Here is a 20209-nt window from a genome sequence, read left to right on the forward strand (position 1 = left end):
GGCAGATGAACTTCAATCGCCGTTGGCGCGATAGTCCGCGCGATTGATGCCATGACGCTGCATCTTATCGTAAAAGGTCTTTCGCGGAATACCGAGCGCCTCAATCGTTTCCTGAACATTGCCATTATGGGCGGCAAGCGTTTCGCGGATGAGCGCTTCTTCGTAGCGCTCGAGCCGTTTTGGAAGTGTTTCTTGATTGCCGACCATCGATTGCAGCAAGTGAGCCGGTTTCGCAACGCCAAGCGCTACGCGGTCGGCAAAATGTGCCAATTCGCGGACATTTCCCGGCCAGCTATGGTTCATGAGATGTCGGTGTGTGGCCGCATCGATAGCGGGCACATCGCGATTGAATCGTTTCGACGCTCGCGTCAGGAAATGTGCGAAAAGCAACGGAATGTCGTCTCGTCTTTCTCTCAGCGGCGGGATGGAAAGCGTGACAACATTCAGCCGGTAATAGAGGTCCTCACGGAAGTCGCCTCTCTGGGCGGGGTCACCGAGGTCGATCTTTGCTGCAGCCACAACCCGCAGATCGACCGGGCGAACCTCATTCGTGCCGAGTGGTGTGATTTCGCGCATCTCAAGGACGCGCAGCAGTTTCACTTGCGTTGCTGCAGGCATGCTTTCAATTTCATCGAGAAACAGCGTGCCACCACTTGCATGTTCAACCCGTCCGAGCCGCTTTTTCTGAGCTCCCGTGAAAGCACCTGCCTCGTGACCGAACAGTTCGCTTTCAATCACCGTTTCGGGCAAGGCCCCGCAGTTGAGCGCTACGAAATTGCCTTTGCGACGATGGCCCCAGTTGTGCAGCAACTGTGCGACGACTTCCTTGCCACTGCCAGTTTCACCAGCCACGAGCACATCAACATCCGTATCGGCTATATCGCGCAAGGTACGGCGCAGATTTTCCATCGCCGGTGTCTGGCCGATCAACGGCAGATCGCCCTCCACATTCTCGGCGGCTTCGCGTAAGGCGCGGTTTTCAACGATAAGCTGTCGCTTTTCCCATGCACGACGGATGCTGTGCACGAGCCTGTCGGCTGCAAACGGCTTAGCGATGAAATCATAGGCACCGTCCTGAATGGCTTGCACCGCCATCGGAATATCACCGTGGCCAGTAATCAGGATTACTGGCAAATCGGGGTCAATGGTTTTGATCCGGGCAAAGAATTGGAGACCGTCGATCTGCGGCATGCGGACATCGGTAACGACAACGCCATCATACTCAAAAGTAACGCTGTTCAACGCATCCAGTGCGCTTGGAAAATCAGTAACCTCAAAACCGGCAAGCTCAAGCGTTTGACGAGTGGCGCGGCGGAGCGCCTTGTCATCGTCGACAAGAATAACGGAGGGTGACTTGCCCATCATGCTTTTCTCAGTTCGATGCGGAAAGATGTGCCTGCGGCATTACTTTCGGCGGAGATGGCCCCGCCATAGTCAGTGACGATCTCCTTGACGATCACAAGACCTAGACCGAGACCTTTCTCCTTCGATGTGTTGAAAGGCGAAAACAGATTGTCGCGAATATGCTGCGGCATACCCGGTCCATTGTCGGAAACCGATATGATGACCTTGTCACGATCTACATGAGTACGAACTTCTATTTTTCCGTCATTCTGTTTTAAATCAATGGCTTCCAGTGCATTCTGGAACAGGTTGATGAAAACCTGTTCCAGCCGGATTGAATGACCGATAACTTGCAGTTCCGGCGGTGGTAGTGCGATATCGAGCTGATCCATGCGCCCGGAGAACCTGCTTCGCAACAGTACCAGCGCACCCGAAATGACCTGACTGAGCGAAGTCGGCTCGGAAGGAGTGCGTCCTTTGCGGGCAAGTGCTTTAAGGTCGCCCGTGATTGTACCTATGCGGTCCGTTAATGCGGCGATTTCACTGAGGTTTTCGGTTGCGTCAGAAAGGCGTTTCCGTTCGATGAAGGTTTTTGCGTTGTCTGCATAGGCGCGAATAGTTGCGACGGGCTGGTTGATTTCATGCGCCACGCCAGCCGCTACTTGCCCCATGATGGCCAGGCGATTGGCGTGCACGAGGTCCTGCTGCACCCCTTGCAGCATTGTTTCGGTGCGACGGTGGTCGCTGATCTCAGCTTGCAGTCTGTCGCGTGCCAGACTGAGATCGCGGGTGCGCTCTTCCACGCGTTCTTCCAGTTCCATCTGTGTACGCTGTGCATTGGCGATGCGTGTCGCGATTTTCTGCCTGCGACGTAAAAGAAGTCCGGCAACCGTTGCGATGGCTGAAAGGATGATAAAGGTGAACAACCGGGATTCACGAATGGCGGAAGGAATCTGCGGGCGAATTGGCGCGAGACTGTACATCTGCCAGGGAGTGGAAGGCACGATCGAACGGATCGCGAGAAAGTCGGTATTGCGCGCATTGCCGGGCAGCAGCGCATCAATCAACTGTACATCCTCGCCGTCGATTGACTTGATCGACAGGGGCAAGGGTTTAAGTGGCGCGTCACCAAACTGCAGGCTATCGCGGATAGACTGAAGCTGCTCCTGATCGATCGAGCCAATGGTCATGAAACGCCAGGACGGCAAGCTTGTAATCAGAACGATATTTCGTTCATCCGTCACGAAGGTCGGTCGTCCGGCATTGTTCCAGTCACTTTCCAGCCTGTCGAACTCCAGCTTGACAACGATCACCCCCAAGGGACCGCTTGGGCCATCGATGCGACGGGATATGTAAAGACCGGGGCGATTGCTGACATTGCCGAGCGCAAAGTACTCTGCATCCCCGTTTTTCAAAGCGTTGTGAAAATAGGGGCGAAACTTGTAGTCGTTGCCGACAAAACTCGTTGGTCCGCGCCAGTTGCTTGCCGCGATGGCAATGCCGTCCATGCCGACAAGATAAATGACGGCCGCTTGCGTCCCATCCGCCAATGCTTCGAGTTTCTCATTCAAGGGATCGATTGTTGTGGCTGTTTTGTCCAGTAATGCAGCTTCCAGCGCCTTATCCTTTGACAGCACCAGAGGCAAAGCACGTTGCTTGTCGAGAACAGCGCGCAACAATGCAGTGTTGAGGTTGGCATCGATCCTTGTCTGCTCGCTTAATGCGAGGACGGCCTTGTCTCGTGCCATGTCGCCGACGACCCAGAATGCAAGCGCGAAAACCGCAGCCCAAAACAATCCGAACAACGCCCATGTCCGTCGGTTGATGTTTGTGGGTCGGGTGCGGCTGTCCGCTGGGGAGGGGTTCGAACTCATTGCTCTCATTGTGCAATATTTCACACAAATAGGAAATCCAAATGTGCGGATAATCGCACTTATTCTAGATTTACTTCGATGCGAAAACTCACAAATTTAAAGAAAACAACACGTTAGTGATCTATCTCCAAACTGGCACGGACATTGCAATCAATCAGTTCAGCAGCGGCTGGGACCGCTGGAATTCGAGACTGAAGGCTTGGGAGGCTGGACAGGTTCCGGACTGAGCCGAACGGAGGACACTATGATTGCAGTACCGACAGGTGCCGCGGCTGCGCCGCGCGGCCCAATCCCCTTTTACAAGCATCTTTATGTACAGGTACTGGTGGCTATTGCTGCCGGTATTCTGCTTGGCCATTTTTATCCCGAACTGGGCACGCAGTTGAAGCCGCTTGGCGATGCGTTCATCAAGCTCGTGAAGATGATTATCGCGCCTGTCATCTTCCTGACCGTTGCGACCGGCATCGCCGGAATGACCGACATGAAAAAGGTCGGTCGCGTTGCCGGTAAGGCAATGATCTACTTCCTGACCTTCTCGACGCTTGCCTTGATTATTGGGCTTATCGTCGCCAACGTCGTGCAGCCGGGCGCCGGGATGCACATCGACCCGGCTTCGCTTGATCCGAAGGCCGTTGCCAACTACGCCGCCAAGGCACATGAGCAGACCATCACCGGCTTTCTGAGCAACATCATCCCGACAACGATTGTTGGAGCATTCGCAGACGGCGACATTCTGCAAGTGCTGTTCTTCTCGGTTCTGTTTGGTATTGCGCTGGCTCTTGTCGGCGACAAGGGCAAGCCTGTCACCGATTTTCTTCACGTCCTGACAGCACCCGTTTTCAAGCTGGTTTCGATCCTCATGAAGGCCGCTCCAATCGGTGCTTTCGGTGCCATGGCATTTACCATTGGCAAATACGGCATCGGCTCGATTGCCAATCTCGCGCTTTTGATCGGCACATTCTATCTCACGGCCCTGCTGTTCGTGCTTGTCGTTCTGGGAGCTGTCGCCCGTTACAATGGCTTCTCGATCCTCGCTCTCATTCGCTACATCAAGGAAGAGCTGCTGCTGGTTCTGGGCACCTCTTCGTCTGAAGCCGCACTTCCTGCGCTGATGGACAAGATGGAGAAGGCTGGCTGCAAGCGCTCTGTCGTTGGCCTCGTCATTCCGACGGGTTATTCGTTCAACCTCGACGGCACAAATATCTACATGACGCTGGCAGCGCTCTTCATCGCGCAGGCGACGGATATTCCACTGTCACTGAGTGATCAGATACTGCTTCTACTGGTGGCTATGTTAAGCTCCAAGGGTGCAGCAGGCATTACGGGTGCCGGTTTCATCACGCTTGCGGCTACGCTGTCCGTTGTTCCAGCCGTTCCAGTCGCGGGTATGGCCCTGATCCTCGGTATCGACCGCTTCATGTCAGAATGCCGCGCTCTGACCAATCTCGTTGGCAACGCGGTCGCAACCATTGTCGTGGCACGTTGGGAAAATGAACTCGATACCGACAAGTTGGCCGCAGCGATGAACGGAACGCCTGTTGTCACAGACCTTGTTCCGCAGCTGGAACCTGCCGAATAACGGCATATCAGACAGTAAGAGAAACGGCCCGCTTCTGGCGGGCCATCTTCCATCTAGCGCTCTACAGGTTTGCCTTGCGTTATCAACCGGGCGCTATGCTGGCCGGAGATGTAAGTCCAGAGCCAGCTCCAGGCGACGGCGGCACGGCTTCGCGTTCCAATAAGGAAGAAGATGTGCGCAATGCCCCAGAACCACCAGGCGATGAGTCCCTTGAGCTTGAAGCGCCCCATATCAACCACAGCGGCGCCTCTGCCGATGGTCGCAAGATTGCCCTGATGCTTGTAACGGAATGGCATCGGTGGGGTCTTACCTTCAATGCGGCTTTTGATGACCTTGGCAACATAGGCACCTTGTTGCTTGGCGGCAGGGGCAATACCCGGAACCGGCTTGCCGTCCGGTCCCTCGACCCACGCCGTATCACCAATGACGAAGATATCCTCATGGCCAGGTACATTGAGGTTGGATAACACCTTCACGCGCCCTGCTCGGTCACTCTCGGCGTTGAGCCACGTTGCAGCTGGAGAGGCAGCCACGCCTGCTGCCCAGATTGCCGTCCGGCATGGAATGAACTCTTCGCCGACAGTCACGCCCTCGGCTGTGATGTCTTTGACTGGAATTCCGAGCCGTACTTCCACCCCCAGTTTTTCGAGCGCTTTCAACGCATAACTGGACAGGTCTTCTGGAAACGCCGCCAGAATGCGCGGACCGGCTTCAAGCAGCATCACGCGTGTCTGCCGCGTGTCTATATTGCGAAACTCCGGCCATATGGTTTGCTTGGCCAACTCAGCGATAATGCCTGCTAGTTCAACGCCCGTCGGCCCGCCACCCACGATGGCAAATGTCAACAATGCTTGCCGCTTTGCTTCATCGCTTTCACGTTCTGCACGCTCAAAGGCGAGAAGCAGGCGACGGCGAATGGTGGTTGCGTCCTCAAGCGCCTTCAGTCCGGGGGCCAACGCTTCCCATTGATCGTTGCCGAAATAGGCGTGTCGTGCTCCAGTGGCGAGTACGAGCATGTCGTACGAAATTTCGGTGCCGTTTTCGAGCAGCACCTGACGGTGCTCGGTGTCAACATCGGTGACTGTGCCCAATAGCGTGGTCACTTCCTTGCGATCTTTGAACAGATGCCGGATCGGCCAGGCAATTTCGGACGTGGCGAGGATAGTTGTTGCCACCTGATAGAGAAGCGGCTGGAACAGGTGATGATTACGCTGATCGATCAGCGTTATTCGCACGTCGACGTTTCTAAGGTCGTGGATCAGTTGCAATCCGCCAAAACCGGCGCCTACGACAACGAGATGGGGGGCTCGCTTTTCACTCATTACTTCAGCCTGCTTTCATCCTTAAAATGCTCGTCAATCACCCTGTTGCAAGAGGAGGATCGTCGTCAGACATATTTTATGTCTGTGTCCTGTTTTTTCCAGACATCTTACCCCGATATTGATCTATTTTAAGTTTTCATCACACAACGGTGTAAGGAGATTGTCTCCGTTCCAGAATAGAACAATTCCAGAAAGCACTTTCAACTTTTTGAGCGATCTTGTTTTTGCTGTCATTTCTTTTAACATTTTGCGTTTGCGGCCTCTTGTCTTTGGTGTTTCCGCTCTAGCTAACCCTAGGTTGTTATCGGAGCTTGGAGGGACGGATGCATTGGCTTCAGGCAATATTTCAGCAGGCACCCGAAATTGCTTTGTTCCTTTCCCTGGCCGGCGGGTATGCGATCGGCAAGATACACTTCGGCAAGTTCCAGTTAGGAGGGGTTGCCGGGTCACTGCTTGTCGCGGTGATAATCAGCCAGGTGGGCGTTCAGATCGATAATGGGGTGAAGGCTCTGCTCTTCGCCCTTTTTATTTACGCAGTCGGTTTCGAAAGTGGTCCGCAATTCTTTCGATCACTCGGGCGGCAATCCTTGCGTGAGATCGCAATGGCCGCGGTGCTCGCGATCAGCGGTCTCGCGACCGTCGTCATCATGGCGCGCATATTTGGTTTGGACAAAGGTCTTGCGGCGGGTATCGCAGCAGGTGGGCTGACGCAATCTGCAATCATCGGAACGGCAAGTTCGGCCATTTCCAAGCTTGGTCTGGCAGCCGACGAAGTGCAGCGATTGCAGGCCAATGTCGCTGTTGGATATGCTGTGACCTATATTTTCGGTTCCTTCGGAGCGATCATTGTCTGCGTCAATCTGCTGCCGAAATTCATGGGACGCACTATCCGCGACGATGCCATCAAGGCGGAAGCCGAATTGTTGGCTGGCATAAGGGTCTTGGGGCAGGGCGAAAGCGAAGCAGCTCCTGATCTTGTGGGGCGCATCTATAAGGTGGAACAGGCATCAGGAAAGATCGTGGCCCAGATTGAGGCGATGACCTCTGTTGAAGACGCCATAACCATTGAACGGGTCAAACGTGCTGGCAAGATCATCGGCCTCGCACCCAATCTTCATCTGGAAAGGGACGACATCGTTCTTGTGGCCGGCAGGCGCTCAGGCGTTGTCGCTTCTGGCAACAAGATCGGCACCGAATTGCAATCTTCTGAAGGCATGGATGTCGTCGTGCAAATCCGTGACGTGACGATCACTTCACCGGATTATGTCGGCAAGACCGTTGCTGCGATCAAGGAGAATATAAGCTCTGAACTGCGCCACGGCGTCTATGTTATCGGCGTCAAACGGGCCGACAAGCCTTTGCCGCTGCAACCTGATACGGTCATCAGTGCTGGCGATGTCGTTTCACTCTACGGAACCGATCAGGATTTGCAGCGTGCGGCGAAGTCTATCGGTCCGGTGATCGTTCCAAGCGATAAGACCGATTTCGTGTTCCATGGCCTCGGTATCGCTTTCGGTCTTCTGATTGGTCTGGCTGTCGTGCGTATTGGTTCGATACCGCTGACACTCGGCAGCGGCGGCGGCGCGCTTCTGTCAGGTCTGCTCTTCGGCTGGTATCGCAGCCGGAACATGACCATCGGCAATATGCCGACCGGCGCTTCCACATTGCTGCGCGATTTGGGCCTCGCTGGCTTTGTTGCAGTTGTCGGCCTCCAGTCAGGTCTGCAGGCCGTGCAGACAATTATCAGCAGCGGTCTCACCATTTTCCTGATCGGTGTGGTCGTAACCATTCTGCCGCTGATCATCACGATGTTCTTTGGCCGTTACGTGCTGAAATATGACAATGTGGCTATATTTGCTGGCGCTCTTTCCGGGTCGCGCAGCGCAAATCCTGCCTTTGGCGAAGTGCTCGACAAGGCAGGCAATTCCATTCCTACCACCCCGTTCGCAATCACCTATGCGCTTGCCAATGTCTTTTTGACATTGCTCGGGCCGTTGGTGGTCGCTTTCTCCTGAGGAGTAGATCATGGCGAAGACTGATTATAGCAAATATGCAAAGCTAAGCCCGTTCGAACTCAAGGATGCACTGATCCAGCTGGCTTCAAGCAAAGCTGATCTGACCATGCTGAACGCCGGGCGCGGCAATCCGAACTTTCTTGCCACCTTACCGCGTCGTGCCTTTCTGCGGCTGGGGCTTTTTGCAGTCGCAGAAGCCGAACTTTCCTATTCCTATATGTCGACAAGCGTGGGCGGTTTGCCGAAAGTCGAGGGAATTGAAGGGCGTTTCCAGAGATTTCTCTCTGACAATGGCGACCAGCCCGGGGTGAAGTTTCTCGGGCGTGCACTGTCTTATGTGCGTGATCAGCTGGGCCTTTCCCCATCAGAATATCTGCATGAAATGGTAGAAGGCATTCTTGGGTGTAACTATCCGGTTCCGCCGCGCATGCTGAAGATCAGCGAAGAGATCGTGAAGCATTATCTCGTGCGCGAGATGATCGGCGGTTACATGAGTTCCGATAAACTCGATATATTTGCGGTCGAAGGCGGAACTGCTGCCATGACCTATATTTTCGATACGCTGAAACAGAACAAGATACTTGATGAAGGCGATACAGTCGCCATCGGTATGCCAGCTTTCACGCCCTACATCGAAATACCGGAACTGAACAATTATAGGTTGAAAGAAGTGCACATCAATGCCGACCCGCACCAGGGCTGGCAATATCCGGAAGCGGAGCTGAACAAGCTGCTCGACAAGTCGGTCAAGGTCTTCTTCCTGATCAATCCGAGCAACCCGCCGTCGGTCAAGATGGATCAACGCGGCCTTGAGCAAATCGCGCGGATCGTCAAGGAAAAGCGTCCCGATCTCATGATCTTGACGGATGACGTCTACGGTACTTTTGCAGATAACTTTAAGTCGCTCTTTGCGATCTGTCCTTACAATACAATGCTCGTCTATTCTTTTTCCAAATACTTCGGAGCAACCGGCTGGCGTCTTGGTGTTGTCGCCATGCAGAAGGACAATCTTCTGGATGAAAAGCTCAAGAACCTTCCGTCATCGGCGAAGAAGGAAATGAATGAGCGCTATTCCTCACTAACGCCGGATGTCTCAAAACTGAAGTTTATTGACAGGCTTGTTGCCGACAGCCGCACTGTCGCGCTTAACCACACAGCAGGGCTATCAACGCCGCAGCAAGTGCAGATGGTTCTGTTCTCGCTTTTCGGTCTGATGGACGAAAAGGATTCCTACAAGGCCGAACTCAAGAAGTTGATCCGTCACCGTGAAGCGGCGCTTTACCGCGAGCTTGGGCTGGAACCACAGTCCGACGAGAATGAAGTCGATTATTATACGCTGCTCGATCTGGAAGATATCGTTCGCCGCCTCTACGGCGATGATTTTGCGGCCTGGGTGAAGAAGAATATCTCTCCAACAGAATTGCTTTTCCGTATCGCAGATGAAACCGGCATTGTTATGCTTCCGGGCACTGGCTTCGGTACTTTGCAGCCTGCAGGGCGTATCTCGCTGGCGAACCTCAATGAGTATGAATATGCTGCTATCGGACGTTCGCTGCGGCGTATGGCGGAAGAGGTTTACGACAAGGAATTCAAGCCAAAGAAGAAAAACAAATAAGTTGTCGGGCAGGGGCGCGAAAAGCGCCCCTTCACCCATTAGACTGACGACAGAACCAGCAAGTCGCGGCGGACGTCATCACCGTTGCCGCTTATGAGCTGCTTCTCGATATCCGCATGTGTGGCCTTCCATATCGGTACCGCTGCAGCAAGAGCTGCTTTTCCCTCTGGCGTGAGTTGCAATAAACGCTCGCGCCGGTCCTTTGGGTTGATAACGATCTCCACCCAACCTTGCCGCTGCAATGGCTTCAACGCTGCAGTCAAAGTCGTCTGATCCATGGCCAGAAGCTCAGCGACCGGCTTCATTGGCGGCGGTGCCGGGCGATTGAGCGACATCATCAGCGAGAATTGGCCGTTGGTCAGCCCAACTGGACGCAGAGCGTCGTCAAAGCGGCGGGCGAGCGCACGTGCGGCACGCTGAACATGCAAGCAAAGGCAGGTATCACGAACCAGAAGTGTTGTTTCAAAGGGTACATCGAGGCTATTTGACATGATTTATTAATATTGATATCAATGTAAATCGTCAAGCGGGAACATTGATATCTGGGCACAGACAGGGAGCAAAAGCCGGAGGAGGGCTTGCACCATGAATGAGGTCGTATCCCGAGAAGTTTGGCTTGAGGCGCGACGTGCGCTTCTGGCAAGTGAAAAAGAAGCCACCCATCTGCGCGACAAGGTCAATCGTGAGCGGCAGGCACTGCCATGGGTGATGGTTGATAAGGATTATGCATTCGATACGCCTTCTGGTCGGAAGTCGCTTTCCGAACTGTTCGACGGGCGTAGCCAGTTGCTGGTCTACCATTTCATGTTCGGACCCGACTGGGATCAAGGTTGCACGGGATGTTCGTTCCTTGCTGACAATCTTGATGGCGCCGTGACACATCTCAACAATCACGACGTCACGCTAGTTGCCGTTTCGCGCGGGCCTCTGGCAAAGCTGGAAGCTTATAAGAAGCGGATGGGCTGGCATTTTCCATGGGTTTCGTCAGAAGGTAGTGATTTCAACTTCGATTACCACGTCTCCTTTACGAAGGATGAGCTCGAGAATAACCGCGTTTTCTACAATTTCGACAAGCTGCCTGCAGAAGATGCTTTTGATGAGCTGCCCGGCATGAGCGCTTTCTACAAGGACGAAAGCGGTGCCATCTATCACACCTATTCCAGCTATGCCCGAGGCATCGAGGAGTGGATAGGCACTTTGATGATCCTCGACCGCGCCCCCAAGGGCCGGAATGAAAATGGCACGATGCATTTCGTCAAACGGCACGATGAGTATGAAGCACAGGCTTCCAAGCACAGCTGCTGCGGCTGATCATTCAACTGTGAAAGAAATCCAAGGGAGTACTTTCAATGAAAAACGGCTCTTCTCCGTTCGTCTGGTATGAACTTATGACAACAGATGCTGACAACGCACAGGATTTTTATACAAAAGTCGTCGGCTGGACAGCGAAAGATGCCGGGGTTCCCGGCATGAAATATACATTGTTCGAAGTGCCCGGATGCATGATTGCAGGCATGATGTCGATGGCGGATATGCCAAAGGAAGATTGCGGAGGCGAACCCGGCTGGATCGGTTATGTCGGTGTCGCAAATGCAGACGAATATGCCAAAAAGGTTGAAGCAGAAGGTGGCAAGGTGCTCAGAGCAGCGCAGGATATCCCGGACATTGGACGGTTTGCGATCGTTTCGGACCCGCAAGGTGGTATCTTTGCACTTTTTGAACCGAAAGACGACATGCCGCCACCGGCTGACTTCGGTTCGCGCAAACCGGGGCATCCGGGCTGGCATGAACTGTATGCTCAAAACTGCGAGACGGTATTTCCGTTCTATGAGAAAGTTTTCGGCTGGAAGCTCTCACGCAATTTCGACATGGGGCCTATGGGCAATTACAAGGTGTTCAGTGTCGATGGCGCCGATCACGGCGGTATCATGACCGCACCTCCCGGCACTCCTGTTGGCTGGGGCTTCTACTTCATGGTCGATGGCGTGAAGAATGCTGCCAGCCGGGTCAAGTCTCTCGGCGGAGCGGTTTTGCAAGAGCCGATGGAAGTACCGAACGGCGAATGGGTTGTTCAATGCAAGGATCCGCAAGGTGTGAACATCTCGCTCGTGGCGCCAAAACCGTAGGATAATTGCGCCTTGCGATTGACTGCCGATACATTTGCGATGATTGGTTGGACCATCGAAACGTATCGGCGGAAGATCGATCATGCACGACAGAAGGATGCGTCAGTCTCGGCAGGCAGGTACTGTTTTTGCCGCGGATGTTGGTGGGTCCTTCATTCGGCTGGCCCGCTCTGTACATCCGGGACACATCGAACTTCTTGAAAAGTTGCCGACCCCTGCAAACAGTTGGGATGAGTTCGGGGGCGCATTGGAAACTGCGCTTCGAACCCACGCATCGGATGAGGCGGGGCCACTTGCACTTTCCATCGCTGGATTGGTTGATCCAGTAACTAGTTCCGCTTTCTCGGCGAACATTCCTTGCATCACCGATCATAGATTAAGCCTTGAACTCGGCGAGCGATTGCAGCGACAGGTGATCGCCGCCAATGATGCTGATTGTCTGGCCCTTGCAGAAGCTATCGAAGGGGCTGGTAAGGGGCACGACATAGTTTTTTGCGCAGTGCTGGGCACAGGTGTTGGCGGCGGGCTTGTTATCGACGGTCGATTGGTTCGCGGTAAAGCCGGTTTGACTGGCGAATGGGGGCATGGCCCGATCCTCAACACGTGTGTAGAAATAGACGGACAAACAGTGTCGGTTCCTCGCTTCGATTGTGGCTGCGGTCAGAGCGGTTGCGTCGATACGATTGGTGGCGCGCGCGGGATCGAAAAGCTGCACCAGTTTCTGAACGGTATAGATGCGAGTAGCCATGCGGTCCTGCGGGAATGGCTGGAAGGCAGCCCGGAGGCGAGACGGACGATTATCGCTTATCTCCAGCTGGTTGCCGATCCGCTTGCAGCCGTCGTCAACATAACAGGCACGTCGATTATTCCGGTTGGTGGTGGACTTGCTACTGCTTCCGAATTGATCTCCGCACTTGATACGGCCGTCAGGGCCAGAATTTTGCGGAAAATGAACCAACCATTGGTCGTTCCGGGTGTATTCGGCAGTGATGGCGGTTTGGTTGGGGCCGCAATATTGGGGCATCAGACGTGAGCGTGTTACTTGAAGTCTGCGTGGATAGCGCCGAAGGGTTGCGGTCGGCAATTGAAGGTGGTGCGGATCGTATCGAGCTCTGTTCTGCGCTTGAGCTTGGTGGTTTGACGCCTTCGCTGGGATTGATGGAGCTTGCCTCGAAAGCGCCAATCCCGGTTTACGCAATGATCAGACCGCGCGCGGGCAATTTCTGCTTTTCGACAGAAGATGAAGCCATCATGGTGTCGGATATTCGTAATGCCACAAATGCCGGTTTGGCCGGTGTTGTTATTGGCGCTTCGCTGAGCGACGGTTCTCTTGATGTCGCCATGTTGGAAAGACTGGTTGCAGAAGCAAAAGGCCTTGGAACGACGCTTCATCGCGCATTCGATCTCGTTCCGAATATGGAGATTGCCGTACAGCAAGCAATTGCACTCGGCTTTGAGCGCATTCTGACGTCTGGTCTGTCACAAACTGCGGAAAAGGGGTTGGATAATCTGCGGGTGCTGGCTGAGTTGGCTGGTGGCCGCATCCGCATCATGCCCGGCAGCGGCGTCAACGCGGAGAACGCGAGACGGATCGTGGAGGCAACGGGCGCGGCAGAGATTCATGCTTCATGCCGTGTCCCGGTCGAAGAGAAGGATTCTCGCGCTATCGCTTTCGGTTTTGCCGCAGAACAATCATTTCGGTTATCAGCTCAGCGTGTAAGCGCTTTGAAAGCCGCCATAGAAAAAATTTGAAGGACGTTCATTCCAAATTTTGTAAGTCGCTGAGTGCAGCATTCATAAACTGATCGGCAAAAGAAATGGAAATTTCTCATACACTTTAAGGCGACACTTAAACCCTATTGCCACCCCGAAAGAGTTTGAGTAGAAGTGACATCACATCAAGAGTTGGGGAGACGCCCAACGCCAACCTGCCTCTCCGGGCAAGGTGGTACTCTCTGTAAAGAGAGGATGTGGCCAAACCGGCAAATATACGGACAAAGCCACTCGCGTCTTCCCCCAACATAAACTAGGGACCGACGCGACATGCCGATTAAAATTCCTGACGATCTGCCAGCAACCAGTGTTCTCCAGGCCGAGGGCGTTATGGTCATGCGTGAAGCAGATGCCATTCGTCAGGATATTCGTCCGCTGAAGATCGGCCTTCTCAATCTGATGCCGAACAAGGTCACGACAGAGACGCAGATTGCGCGTCTGCTTGGCGCGACACCGTTACAGGTCGAGCTTACCCTTGTTCGTATCACCAACCATGTGGCGCGCCATACGCCTGCCGATCACATGCTGTCGTTCTACCAGCCGTGGGAAGAGGTGCAGGACCAACGCTTTGACGGTTTTGTCATCACCGGTGCTCCGGTCGAACGCCTCGAGTTCGAGGAAGTCACCTATTGGGATGAGATGCAGCGTGTCTTCGATTGGACGCAGACCCATGTGCACCGGTCACTGAATATATGCTGGGCCGCACAGGCTGCGGTCCATCATTTCCACGGCATGGGCAAGTACGAGCTGCCGGGCAAGGCGTCGGGCGTCTATAGCCAGCGCAATCTTGCGCCGTCGTCTCCCTACCTTCGCGGGTTCTCGGATGATTTCAAAATCCCGGTTTCACGCTGGACCGAAGTGCGCAAGAGCGACATTCCAGCCGAGAGTGAGCTGAAGGTTTTGGTCGATAGTCCGGAAACAGGCCTTTGCCTGCTGGACGATCCACGTCATCGCGCGCTGCATATGTTCAATCACGTGGAGTACGACACAACGTCGCTTGCCGATGAGTATTTCCGCGACATTCAGGCTCAGCCTGAAACAAAGGTTCCAGCGAACTATTTCCCCGGAGATGACGCGACGCGCCAGCCGGAAAACCGCTGGCGCAGCCACGCACATCTTCTGTTTGGAAACTGGATCAACGAGATGTATCAATCGACGCCTTACGACCTGCAAAATATCGGGAAGCGTTAAGGGCACACAGTAAGGAAAGCGCGACCAGAATGCATCCGATCCACGGCAGGGCTTGCAAGTGCCAGTGCCGTAAAGCAAGTCCTCCCGTGGCCGTGCCAAGCGCTACGCCTATGTGCATGGCAGATAGATTGATCCCGACACCGGCATCTGCCGTTGCGGGATCGGTCGTGATGAGAAAGCTCTGAACGACGGGTGATATCATCCAACTGATACAAGCCCAGATCATCAGCACCGCGCCGAAAATAGTGCTGGACCCTGTTGCAAGTGGTATCGTTGCTAACGCCGTCAGATAGAGAAGTGGCGTCAGCACGATAGCCAACCTTGGTGAAAGCTTGTCGACGAGCAGTCCGCCGAGATAGCCGCCTGTCATTCCGGCCATGCCGAACGCCACCATCGCCCAGATGACTTTCTGTGAAGAGATGTGGACAGCCTCCAGAAGATAGGGTGACAGATAGGCGAACAAGACGAAATGACCGCCGATCATCAGGACGGAAACCAATTGTGCTGATACCAGCCGGAAGGATTTCAGGTGCGGCATATAAGGTGGCAAACCATGCGGGCTTCGTCCTGCACGGGGCAGGGAAAGCAACGACAGGAGCAGCACCAAAGCTGCCGCCAGTGCCAGGCACAGGAAGACCGCGCGCCAGCCCAGCCAATCGTTGACAATCATTCCCGTGGGGACACCGGCCACCATCGATCCGCTTATACCCATGAATATGATCCCGATGGCGCGTCCGCGCATTGCGGGACTAACCAGCTCTGTCGCCAGCATGGTGGCAATCAGGCAGACGACTGCACTTGCGGAGGCCATGCCGATGCGCGCGATAAACAGGACAGCATAATTGGGGCTAATGCTCGCGATGATATTGCTTGCGATGAAAACGCCCAAGGCGAAGACGAGGATGGCTTTCCGTTCGAAGCGCGTTGTTAGAACGAATGCCAGTGGTGCTGTGAGAGCGAAGGTAATCGAGAAGATTGATGTCAGCTGCCCGGCGGCACTGACTGAGACATTCAAACCGGGTGCGATGCCCGGAAGAATGCCGACGATAATGTTCTCGGCGGTGCCGGTAACGAAAGTTGCCAGCGCCAGCACAAATAACCGGATGTCCATATTTGCCATTCCCTTTCATGGTAACACCATGCGGGCAGCAAATGGCCCGGCATGGCGATATTGCATGCCGGGTTTCGAGGCAAAGCTTCGGTTATCCCTGATATAACTTCATAACATCCAAACTGGCTTTTGGCCAGTTTCTCGCTGTTTAGCTGGCGGCACGCGCCAGCCATCTGTGCCAGTCGTCCTCTGAGCCGTGGAAAACGTTCAGGTCAATCTTGCCGTTCACGCCCTGCGACAGACCCGACCCAGAATACTGCCAGAAGGTCCATGGGCGACCCGGATAGACCTTCGACGGATGCTGGGCAACGGCACGCAGCCAGAATGGATAGTTGGTAAAGGCACCTTTCAGATTATCGTCATAGAAATCCGGTGCGGTATAGATGATTGGCCGCTTGCCATAATGTTGCTCCAGTCTGTCCATGAACACCTGCATCTTTTCCCGCACCTGCGCCGGAGAAGGTCGACGCTTGCAGGAGGAATCGCCGTTCCATTCTACGTCGATGACAGGTGGAAGCGCATCGGCTTCCTTTGGAACATTGCGGATGAACCAATCGGCCTGCTGGCTTGCCACGCGGCACCAGTAGAAAAAGTGGTATGCGCCGCGTTTGATGCCCGCTGCTTTCGCTTCGCGCCAGTTCTTGCGGAACATGGGATCGAGGTGGTCGCCGCCGTCGGTCGCCTTGATGTAGGCGAAGTTTGCACCTTGCGTGCGCAGTCTCACCCAATCGATATCACCCTGCCAGCGGGAGACGTCCACACCGTGCACTGCCAGCTTGCGTGGCGACGAGCGTCCGAAATTGATCGGTTTCGCATCACGAAAGCGGTGGCTGTAGACTTTCGACCGTTCCTGTGGTGCGAGGCGCACCGGCGGATAGGCTGCGACTTCCGGCTTTGGAACAGAGATGCGCGCCTGGGGGCGTTCCTGCAACTGCGGTTGCGGTGTAACGGGAGCAGGCGGCTCTGCCTTGAACGGACCCGCATCTGGAATAGGGCCGGCCCAAGCCAGAACTTCTTCCTGCTCGGCAGCTGGCATGGGCTGCGGTGCGCTCGCCATTTCGCTCAAGGGGGCGGGCGGAACCGGGCGAGCCACCGAACTTGTGGTCTCAGCCGATGTCTTCGACTGGAGCATAATGCTGTCGATGCCCGAACTTGACGTACAGCCCGTCAAAGCGGCACAGGCAAGGGCAATGACTGATACAACCGAAGAACGCATGAGCACCCGTAACGCAAAACAAATGGGCTGCAACGCTCCCTCCGAGCTAATTGCTAATCAAAGCTTACCGGGAAATGCTGAATCCAAAGTTTACGAAATTGCTAATGCACATTCTCTAATTCGATTGTTCGAGAATTTTTATCAGCGCTGTTGCCGAATTCTCCAATGCAGTTTCATCAAATCCTGAGAATCCGAGGATAAGCCCCTGACGTGGCGTCAGTTTTGTATAAAGCGTCGATAGCGGATGAGCCTCGATACCAGCATCTGCGAGAATAGTGGCAAGGCGCGTATCGCTTTGCCCGTCTGGCAAAGCCAGCAGCAATGAAAGCCCGGCAGGAGGGGCTTCAATTCGGAAAAGCTTCGGATCTCCGGGAGCGAGCGCTGCAATCAGTTTACGCCGCCGCGATGCATGTATGCGCCGCATGCGCCTGATGTGCTGTGCAAAGGCTCCCGTTTCGATAAAACTGGCCAATGCCGGTTGGGCCAAGGGCGATGGCGCTGGGAATAAGGTTTGTCGCAGCGCCCTGAATCGAGTGGTCATGTGCGACGGTACAATCAGAAAACCAAGCCGCAGGAGTGGCGAAAAGACCTTGGAGAAACTTCCGATATAAAGGATGCGATCTGGATCAAGCGACATCAGGGATGGCAATGGCTGGCCGACATAACGGTGCTCGCTGTCATAATCGTCCTCGATGATGATGGCGTCGCGTTCCCTTGCCCAGGCAAGCAATTCCAGCCGGCGCCCTAATGGCATGGTCACGCCTGTCGGGTGGTGCCGTGCCGGTGTGACAAACGCTCCACGCGCATTGTTGGCCTTGTCTCGCGCGGTCGAAACATCGAGGCCTCCGCCATCAATGGGGACGGGAATGATGTCGAGGCCGTTGACGCCAAGGATCTTGCGCGCGGGCGGGTAGCCCGGTTCCTCCATCCACAGTCTGTCACCCGGTACAAACAGGGCCTCCCGAATGAGGGAAAGAGCGTCCGCGCTGCCGCCGGTAATGATAATCTGCTCTGGTGACACAATCATCCCCCGCCACTCGTGCAAATGACGGGCCAGTGAAGATCGCAAAAGATGAAAGCCGAACACATCGTCACTGCTTAGCAGCTCAGGGGATGGGTTGCGCCAGATGCGCCCGAGCAGCTTCCCCCACTCGTCGTGTGGGAAATGATCACTATCAAATACACCAAGATGAAAAGGTTTGGCTTCCTTGTGATGTAACTGCGGCTGGACTATCGCGTCGAGGGGCGGATGGTCGACTGTCAGGCTGGTGTCGGGAAGTTCGGCGGTGACATGGGTTCCGGAACCTTGACGTCCTTCGAGATAACCCTCGGCAATCAACTGGTCGAATGCCGCAAGAACGGTTGTTCGTGACAGGCCTAGTTCCAGAGATAAGGCGCGGGTAGACGGTAATCTTGAATCGGGTTTCAGGCGTCCGGCTAAAACCGCTTGTCTTATCTGATCAACCAGTTGGGCGGTCAGCGAGACATCGCTGGAGCGATCAATCCCGAATTCTGGAAGTGTATTCGAAATTGGCATTATATTATTCTCTTAAAGTGGCTATTTTCTCAAAGCCACTATGACGGCAGTTTGGCCGAATATAAAGGAGAAAAATCGGCCATGACGACAGCCCCTTCTGAACGCAGCCGTGTAAAACGCTTGCATGAGCGCGGTGCCTATGACGCAGCCACGGTTCACGCAATCATCGATGCGCAGCCTCTGGCGCATGTGGCCTATGTGTTCAACGGAACGCCCTATGTCACGCCTACGCTGGTCTGGCGTGAAGGCGATTTCATTTACTGGCACGGATCATCCGCCAGTCGTATGCTGGAAAGCTGCGACGAAGCAGAAGTGTGCGTAAGCTTTACGTTGCTCGACGGGCTGGTCCTCGCTCGCTCGGCGTTTCACCACTCCTGCAATTACCGTTCGGTCATGGCTTTCGGGACAGCGCGCAAAGTTTCGGACATCGCGGTGAAGGAACATCACTTGCACAGCTTCGTAAACGGCCTTTTTCCGGGTCGCTGGGAAAGCCTGCGGCCGATGATGGCAAAGGAGCTGAAGGCCACCATGCTTCTGGAACTGGAACTGAATGAAGCGTCAGCAAAGGTTCGCTCCGGTCCGCCGAAGGATGACGATGCCGATTATGCCCTGCCAATCTGGGCGGGCGTCATTCCCATGGCCACCCAGATGGGCGCGCCGGTGGATGACGGTCGTATTTTGCCGGGCGTTGCTGCACCGGACGCCATCATGCAGTTCGGTTATGTGGCAGAAGCCGCAGAATAGACGGTCGAAGGTTCAGGCGGGTCCGAGAAAGATGTGCGTCTCGGACTTCGCGATCCCGTCCATGGCGCGGATACCTGTTACCAGCCGGTGAAATTCATTCATGTTGGGGACTTCGATCTCGGCGATCAGGTCCCACGTACCATTCGTGGTGTTCACCGCGGAAAAGCCGGGGTTCTTGCGTAAAGTCGCTATCACGCTTTTGATGTTTCGCCCGGTCAATTCGATCATCATGATGCCGCGGATCATGTCGGTGGCACCATGATCCTTCAATCTGACTGTAAAGCCTGCAATGACGCCTGATGCGATCAGGCGTTCCATCCGGCTTTGGATCGTGCCCCGCGCCACACCCAAAATACTGGCGAGAGTCGGAATGGACGCACGCGCATTGATGCGCAGTTCCGATATTAATCGTTGATCCAGATCATCCATCACCACACCGCCATTTGACGATTTCGTCAGTTTGATTGCGTTTATCGCAGATTGCTGGACATTTCTATACAGAATTGACGTTTTCGTTGATCCTTTGCTCCGTTAGCGTGCTTGAAAACAAACAAGCCGGATAAGCAAGCAACGCAACCGGCAAGGGGAATTTCGGAGGTGGATCGATGGAGCTTTTCTTTCTCCCGCTCCTGGGTAACCAGAGCATATCGTTCTTGCCTGTTCCGAATCTGTTTTCTCAAGAAATTTGCCGTCGCCCGTCGGGCGTCGACGATCTGGAAAGATGCGTCCAGCCGGGCGCTCGGAACGGGCATCGCCCGTGAT

At 54.6% G+C, this 20209-nt stretch carries 17 protein-coding genes and 1 riboswitch; of the genes, 9 read left to right on the forward strand and 8 right to left on the reverse strand.

The window, feature by feature from the left end; genetic code table 11:
* Positions 1 to 12: 12 nt before the first annotated feature.
* Together OANT_RS17990 and OANT_RS17995 are read right to left on the reverse strand one after the other, a co-directional pair.
* Positions 13 to 1365, reverse strand: coding sequence for a sigma-54-dependent transcriptional regulator (locus tag OANT_RS17990; RefSeq protein ID WP_012092898.1), 1353 nt, complete (start codon positions 1363 to 1365; stop codon positions 13 to 15).
* Positions 1362 to 3227 carry an ATP-binding protein gene (locus tag OANT_RS17995; RefSeq protein WP_012092899.1) on the reverse strand — a complete coding sequence of 622 codons (1866 nt, stop codon included), beginning with the start codon at positions 3225 to 3227 and terminating at the stop codon, positions 1362 to 1364. The genes OANT_RS17990 and OANT_RS17995 overlap by 4 nt, the downstream gene beginning before the upstream one ends.
* Positions 3228 to 3462: 235 nt before the next feature.
* On the opposite strand from OANT_RS17995, the gene OANT_RS18000 reads away from it, so the two are divergent.
* Positions 3463 to 4797 (forward strand): dicarboxylate/amino acid:cation symporter, encoded by a 1335-nt coding sequence (locus OANT_RS18000; protein WP_012092900.1) that lies wholly within the window; start codon positions 3463 to 3465, stop codon positions 4795 to 4797.
* Positions 4798 to 4850: 53 nt separating this feature from the next.
* Here the strand turns inward: OANT_RS18000 and OANT_RS18005 are convergent, their stop codons facing one another.
* Positions 4851 to 6119 (reverse strand): NAD(P)/FAD-dependent oxidoreductase, encoded by a 1269-nt coding sequence (locus OANT_RS18005; protein WP_010658680.1) that lies wholly within the window; start codon positions 6117 to 6119, stop codon positions 4851 to 4853.
* A 323-nt stretch (positions 6120 to 6442) separates the two neighbouring features.
* Between OANT_RS18005 and aspT the strand changes: the two genes are divergently transcribed.
* Positions 6443 to 8134, forward strand: a complete 1692-nt coding sequence (gene aspT / locus OANT_RS18010) for an aspartate-alanine antiporter (protein ID WP_012092901.1) — start codon at positions 6443 to 6445, stop codon at positions 8132 to 8134.
* A 10-nt stretch (positions 8135 to 8144) separates the two neighbouring features.
* A complete protein-coding gene (locus OANT_RS18015) occupies positions 8145 to 9749 on the forward strand; it encodes a bifunctional aspartate transaminase/aspartate 4-decarboxylase (RefSeq protein WP_012092902.1) in 1605 nt (534 codons plus the stop codon).
* A gap of 38 nt (positions 9750 to 9787) precedes the next feature.
* On the opposite strand, the gene OANT_RS18020 is transcribed toward OANT_RS18015, so the two are convergent.
* Positions 9788 to 10240: a MarR family winged helix-turn-helix transcriptional regulator gene (locus OANT_RS18020; RefSeq protein ID WP_012092903.1), complete on the reverse strand. Its 453-nt coding sequence runs from the start codon at positions 10238 to 10240 to the stop codon at positions 9788 to 9790.
* A 94-nt stretch (positions 10241 to 10334) separates the two neighbouring features.
* Here OANT_RS18020 and OANT_RS18025 point away from each other — a divergent pair, with 94 nt between their 5' ends.
* From OANT_RS18025 to metA, 5 genes are all read left to right on the forward strand, one after another.
* Complete coding sequence (locus tag OANT_RS18025; protein ID WP_012092904.1) at positions 10335 to 11060, forward strand: DUF899 domain-containing protein; 726 nt, start codon at positions 10335 to 10337, stop codon at positions 11058 to 11060.
* Between the two features lie 38 nt (positions 11061 to 11098).
* The gene (locus OANT_RS18030; RefSeq protein WP_010658685.1) at positions 11099 to 11875 is read left to right on the forward strand and encodes a VOC family protein; all 777 of its coding nucleotides are present in this window, start codon (positions 11099 to 11101) and stop codon (positions 11873 to 11875) included.
* Positions 11876 to 11957: 82 nt separating this feature from the next.
* Positions 11958 to 12908: an ROK family protein gene (locus OANT_RS18035; RefSeq protein WP_012092905.1), complete on the forward strand. Its 951-nt coding sequence runs from the start codon at positions 11958 to 11960 to the stop codon at positions 12906 to 12908.
* A complete protein-coding gene (locus OANT_RS18040; RefSeq protein ID WP_012092906.1) occupies positions 12905 to 13627 on the forward strand; it encodes a copper homeostasis protein CutC in 723 nt (240 codons plus the stop codon). Before OANT_RS18035 ends, OANT_RS18040 begins: the two co-directional genes overlap by 4 nt.
* Positions 13628 to 13765: 138 nt before the next feature.
* A riboswitch (SAM-I-IV-variant riboswitch) is annotated at positions 13766 to 13875 on the forward strand.
* A 43-nt stretch (positions 13876 to 13918) separates the two neighbouring features.
* Positions 13919 to 14839 carry a homoserine O-acetyltransferase MetA gene (metA, locus tag OANT_RS18045; RefSeq protein WP_012092907.1) on the forward strand — a complete coding sequence of 307 codons (921 nt, stop codon included), beginning with the start codon at positions 13919 to 13921 and terminating at the stop codon, positions 14837 to 14839.
* Here the strand turns inward: metA and OANT_RS18050 are convergent.
* From OANT_RS18050 to pdxR, 3 genes are all read right to left on the reverse strand, one after another.
* Positions 14784 to 15950 (reverse strand): MFS transporter, encoded by a 1167-nt coding sequence (locus tag OANT_RS18050; protein WP_012092908.1) that lies wholly within the window; start codon positions 15948 to 15950, stop codon positions 14784 to 14786. The two genes, metA and OANT_RS18050, sit on opposite strands and share 56 nt — an antisense overlap.
* Before the next feature lie 148 nt (positions 15951 to 16098).
* Positions 16099 to 17166 carry a glycoside hydrolase family 25 protein gene (locus tag OANT_RS18055; protein ID WP_012092909.1) on the reverse strand — a complete coding sequence of 356 codons (1068 nt, stop codon included), beginning with the start codon at positions 17164 to 17166 and terminating at the stop codon, positions 16099 to 16101.
* Between the two features lie 115 nt (positions 17167 to 17281).
* Entirely contained in the window at positions 17282 to 18703 is a 1422-nt protein-coding gene (gene pdxR, locus OANT_RS18060; protein WP_012092910.1) for a MocR-like pyridoxine biosynthesis transcription factor PdxR, read from the reverse strand.
* A gap of 81 nt (positions 18704 to 18784) precedes the next feature.
* On the opposite strand from pdxR, the gene OANT_RS18065 reads away from it, so the two are divergent.
* Positions 18785 to 19447 (forward strand): pyridoxamine 5'-phosphate oxidase family protein, encoded by a 663-nt coding sequence (locus tag OANT_RS18065; protein WP_012092911.1) that lies wholly within the window; start codon positions 18785 to 18787, stop codon positions 19445 to 19447.
* Positions 19448 to 19459: 12 nt separating this feature from the next.
* Here the strand turns inward: OANT_RS18065 and OANT_RS18070 are convergent, their stop codons facing one another.
* A complete protein-coding gene (locus OANT_RS18070) occupies positions 19460 to 19876 on the reverse strand; it encodes an Lrp/AsnC family transcriptional regulator (RefSeq protein ID WP_010658693.1) in 417 nt (138 codons plus the stop codon).
* Positions 19877 to 20209 lie beyond the last annotated feature (333 nt).

It is taken from the genome of Brucella anthropi ATCC 49188, from assembly GCF_000017405.1.
Lineage (GTDB): Bacteria > Pseudomonadota > Alphaproteobacteria > Rhizobiales > Rhizobiaceae > Brucella > Brucella anthropi.

What these genes read in the sequence shown, in the direction of transcription:
- OANT_RS17990 (WP_012092898.1), bottom strand. Translation starts at nt 1,365, where the DNA reads ATGATGGGCAAGTCACCCTCCGTTATTCTTGTCGACGATGACAAGGCG.
- OANT_RS17995 (WP_012092899.1), bottom strand. Translation starts at nt 3,227, where the DNA reads ATGAGAGCAATGAGTTCGAACCCCTCCCCAGCGGACAGCCGCACCCGA.
- OANT_RS18000 (WP_012092900.1), top strand. Translation starts at nt 3,463, where the DNA reads ATGATTGCAGTACCGACAGGTGCCGCGGCTGCGCCGCGCGGCCCAATC.
- OANT_RS18005 (WP_010658680.1), bottom strand. Translation starts at nt 6,119, where the DNA reads ATGAGTGAAAAGCGAGCCCCCCATCTCGTTGTCGTAGGCGCCGGTTTT.
- aspT (WP_012092901.1), top strand. Translation starts at nt 6,443, where the DNA reads ATGCATTGGCTTCAGGCAATATTTCAGCAGGCACCCGAAATTGCTTTG.
- OANT_RS18015 (WP_012092902.1), top strand. Translation starts at nt 8,145, where the DNA reads ATGGCGAAGACTGATTATAGCAAATATGCAAAGCTAAGCCCGTTCGAA.
- OANT_RS18020 (WP_012092903.1), bottom strand. Translation starts at nt 10,240, where the DNA reads ATGTCAAATAGCCTCGATGTACCCTTTGAAACAACACTTCTGGTTCGT.
- OANT_RS18025 (WP_012092904.1), top strand. Translation starts at nt 10,335, where the DNA reads ATGAATGAGGTCGTATCCCGAGAAGTTTGGCTTGAGGCGCGACGTGCG.
- OANT_RS18030 (WP_010658685.1), top strand. Translation starts at nt 11,099, where the DNA reads ATGAAAAACGGCTCTTCTCCGTTCGTCTGGTATGAACTTATGACAACA.
- OANT_RS18035 (WP_012092905.1), top strand. Translation starts at nt 11,958, where the DNA reads ATGCACGACAGAAGGATGCGTCAGTCTCGGCAGGCAGGTACTGTTTTT.
- metA (WP_012092907.1), top strand. Translation starts at nt 13,919, where the DNA reads ATGCCGATTAAAATTCCTGACGATCTGCCAGCAACCAGTGTTCTCCAG.
- OANT_RS18050 (WP_012092908.1), bottom strand. Translation starts at nt 15,950, where the DNA reads ATGGACATCCGGTTATTTGTGCTGGCGCTGGCAACTTTCGTTACCGGC.
- OANT_RS18055 (WP_012092909.1), bottom strand. Translation starts at nt 17,166, where the DNA reads ATGCGTTCTTCGGTTGTATCAGTCATTGCCCTTGCCTGTGCCGCTTTG.
- pdxR (WP_012092910.1), bottom strand. Translation starts at nt 18,703, where the DNA reads ATGCCAATTTCGAATACACTTCCAGAATTCGGGATTGATCGCTCCAGC.
- OANT_RS18065 (WP_012092911.1), top strand. Translation starts at nt 18,785, where the DNA reads ATGACGACAGCCCCTTCTGAACGCAGCCGTGTAAAACGCTTGCATGAG.
- OANT_RS18070 (WP_010658693.1), bottom strand. Translation starts at nt 19,876, where the DNA reads ATGGATGATCTGGATCAACGATTAATATCGGAACTGCGCATCAATGCG.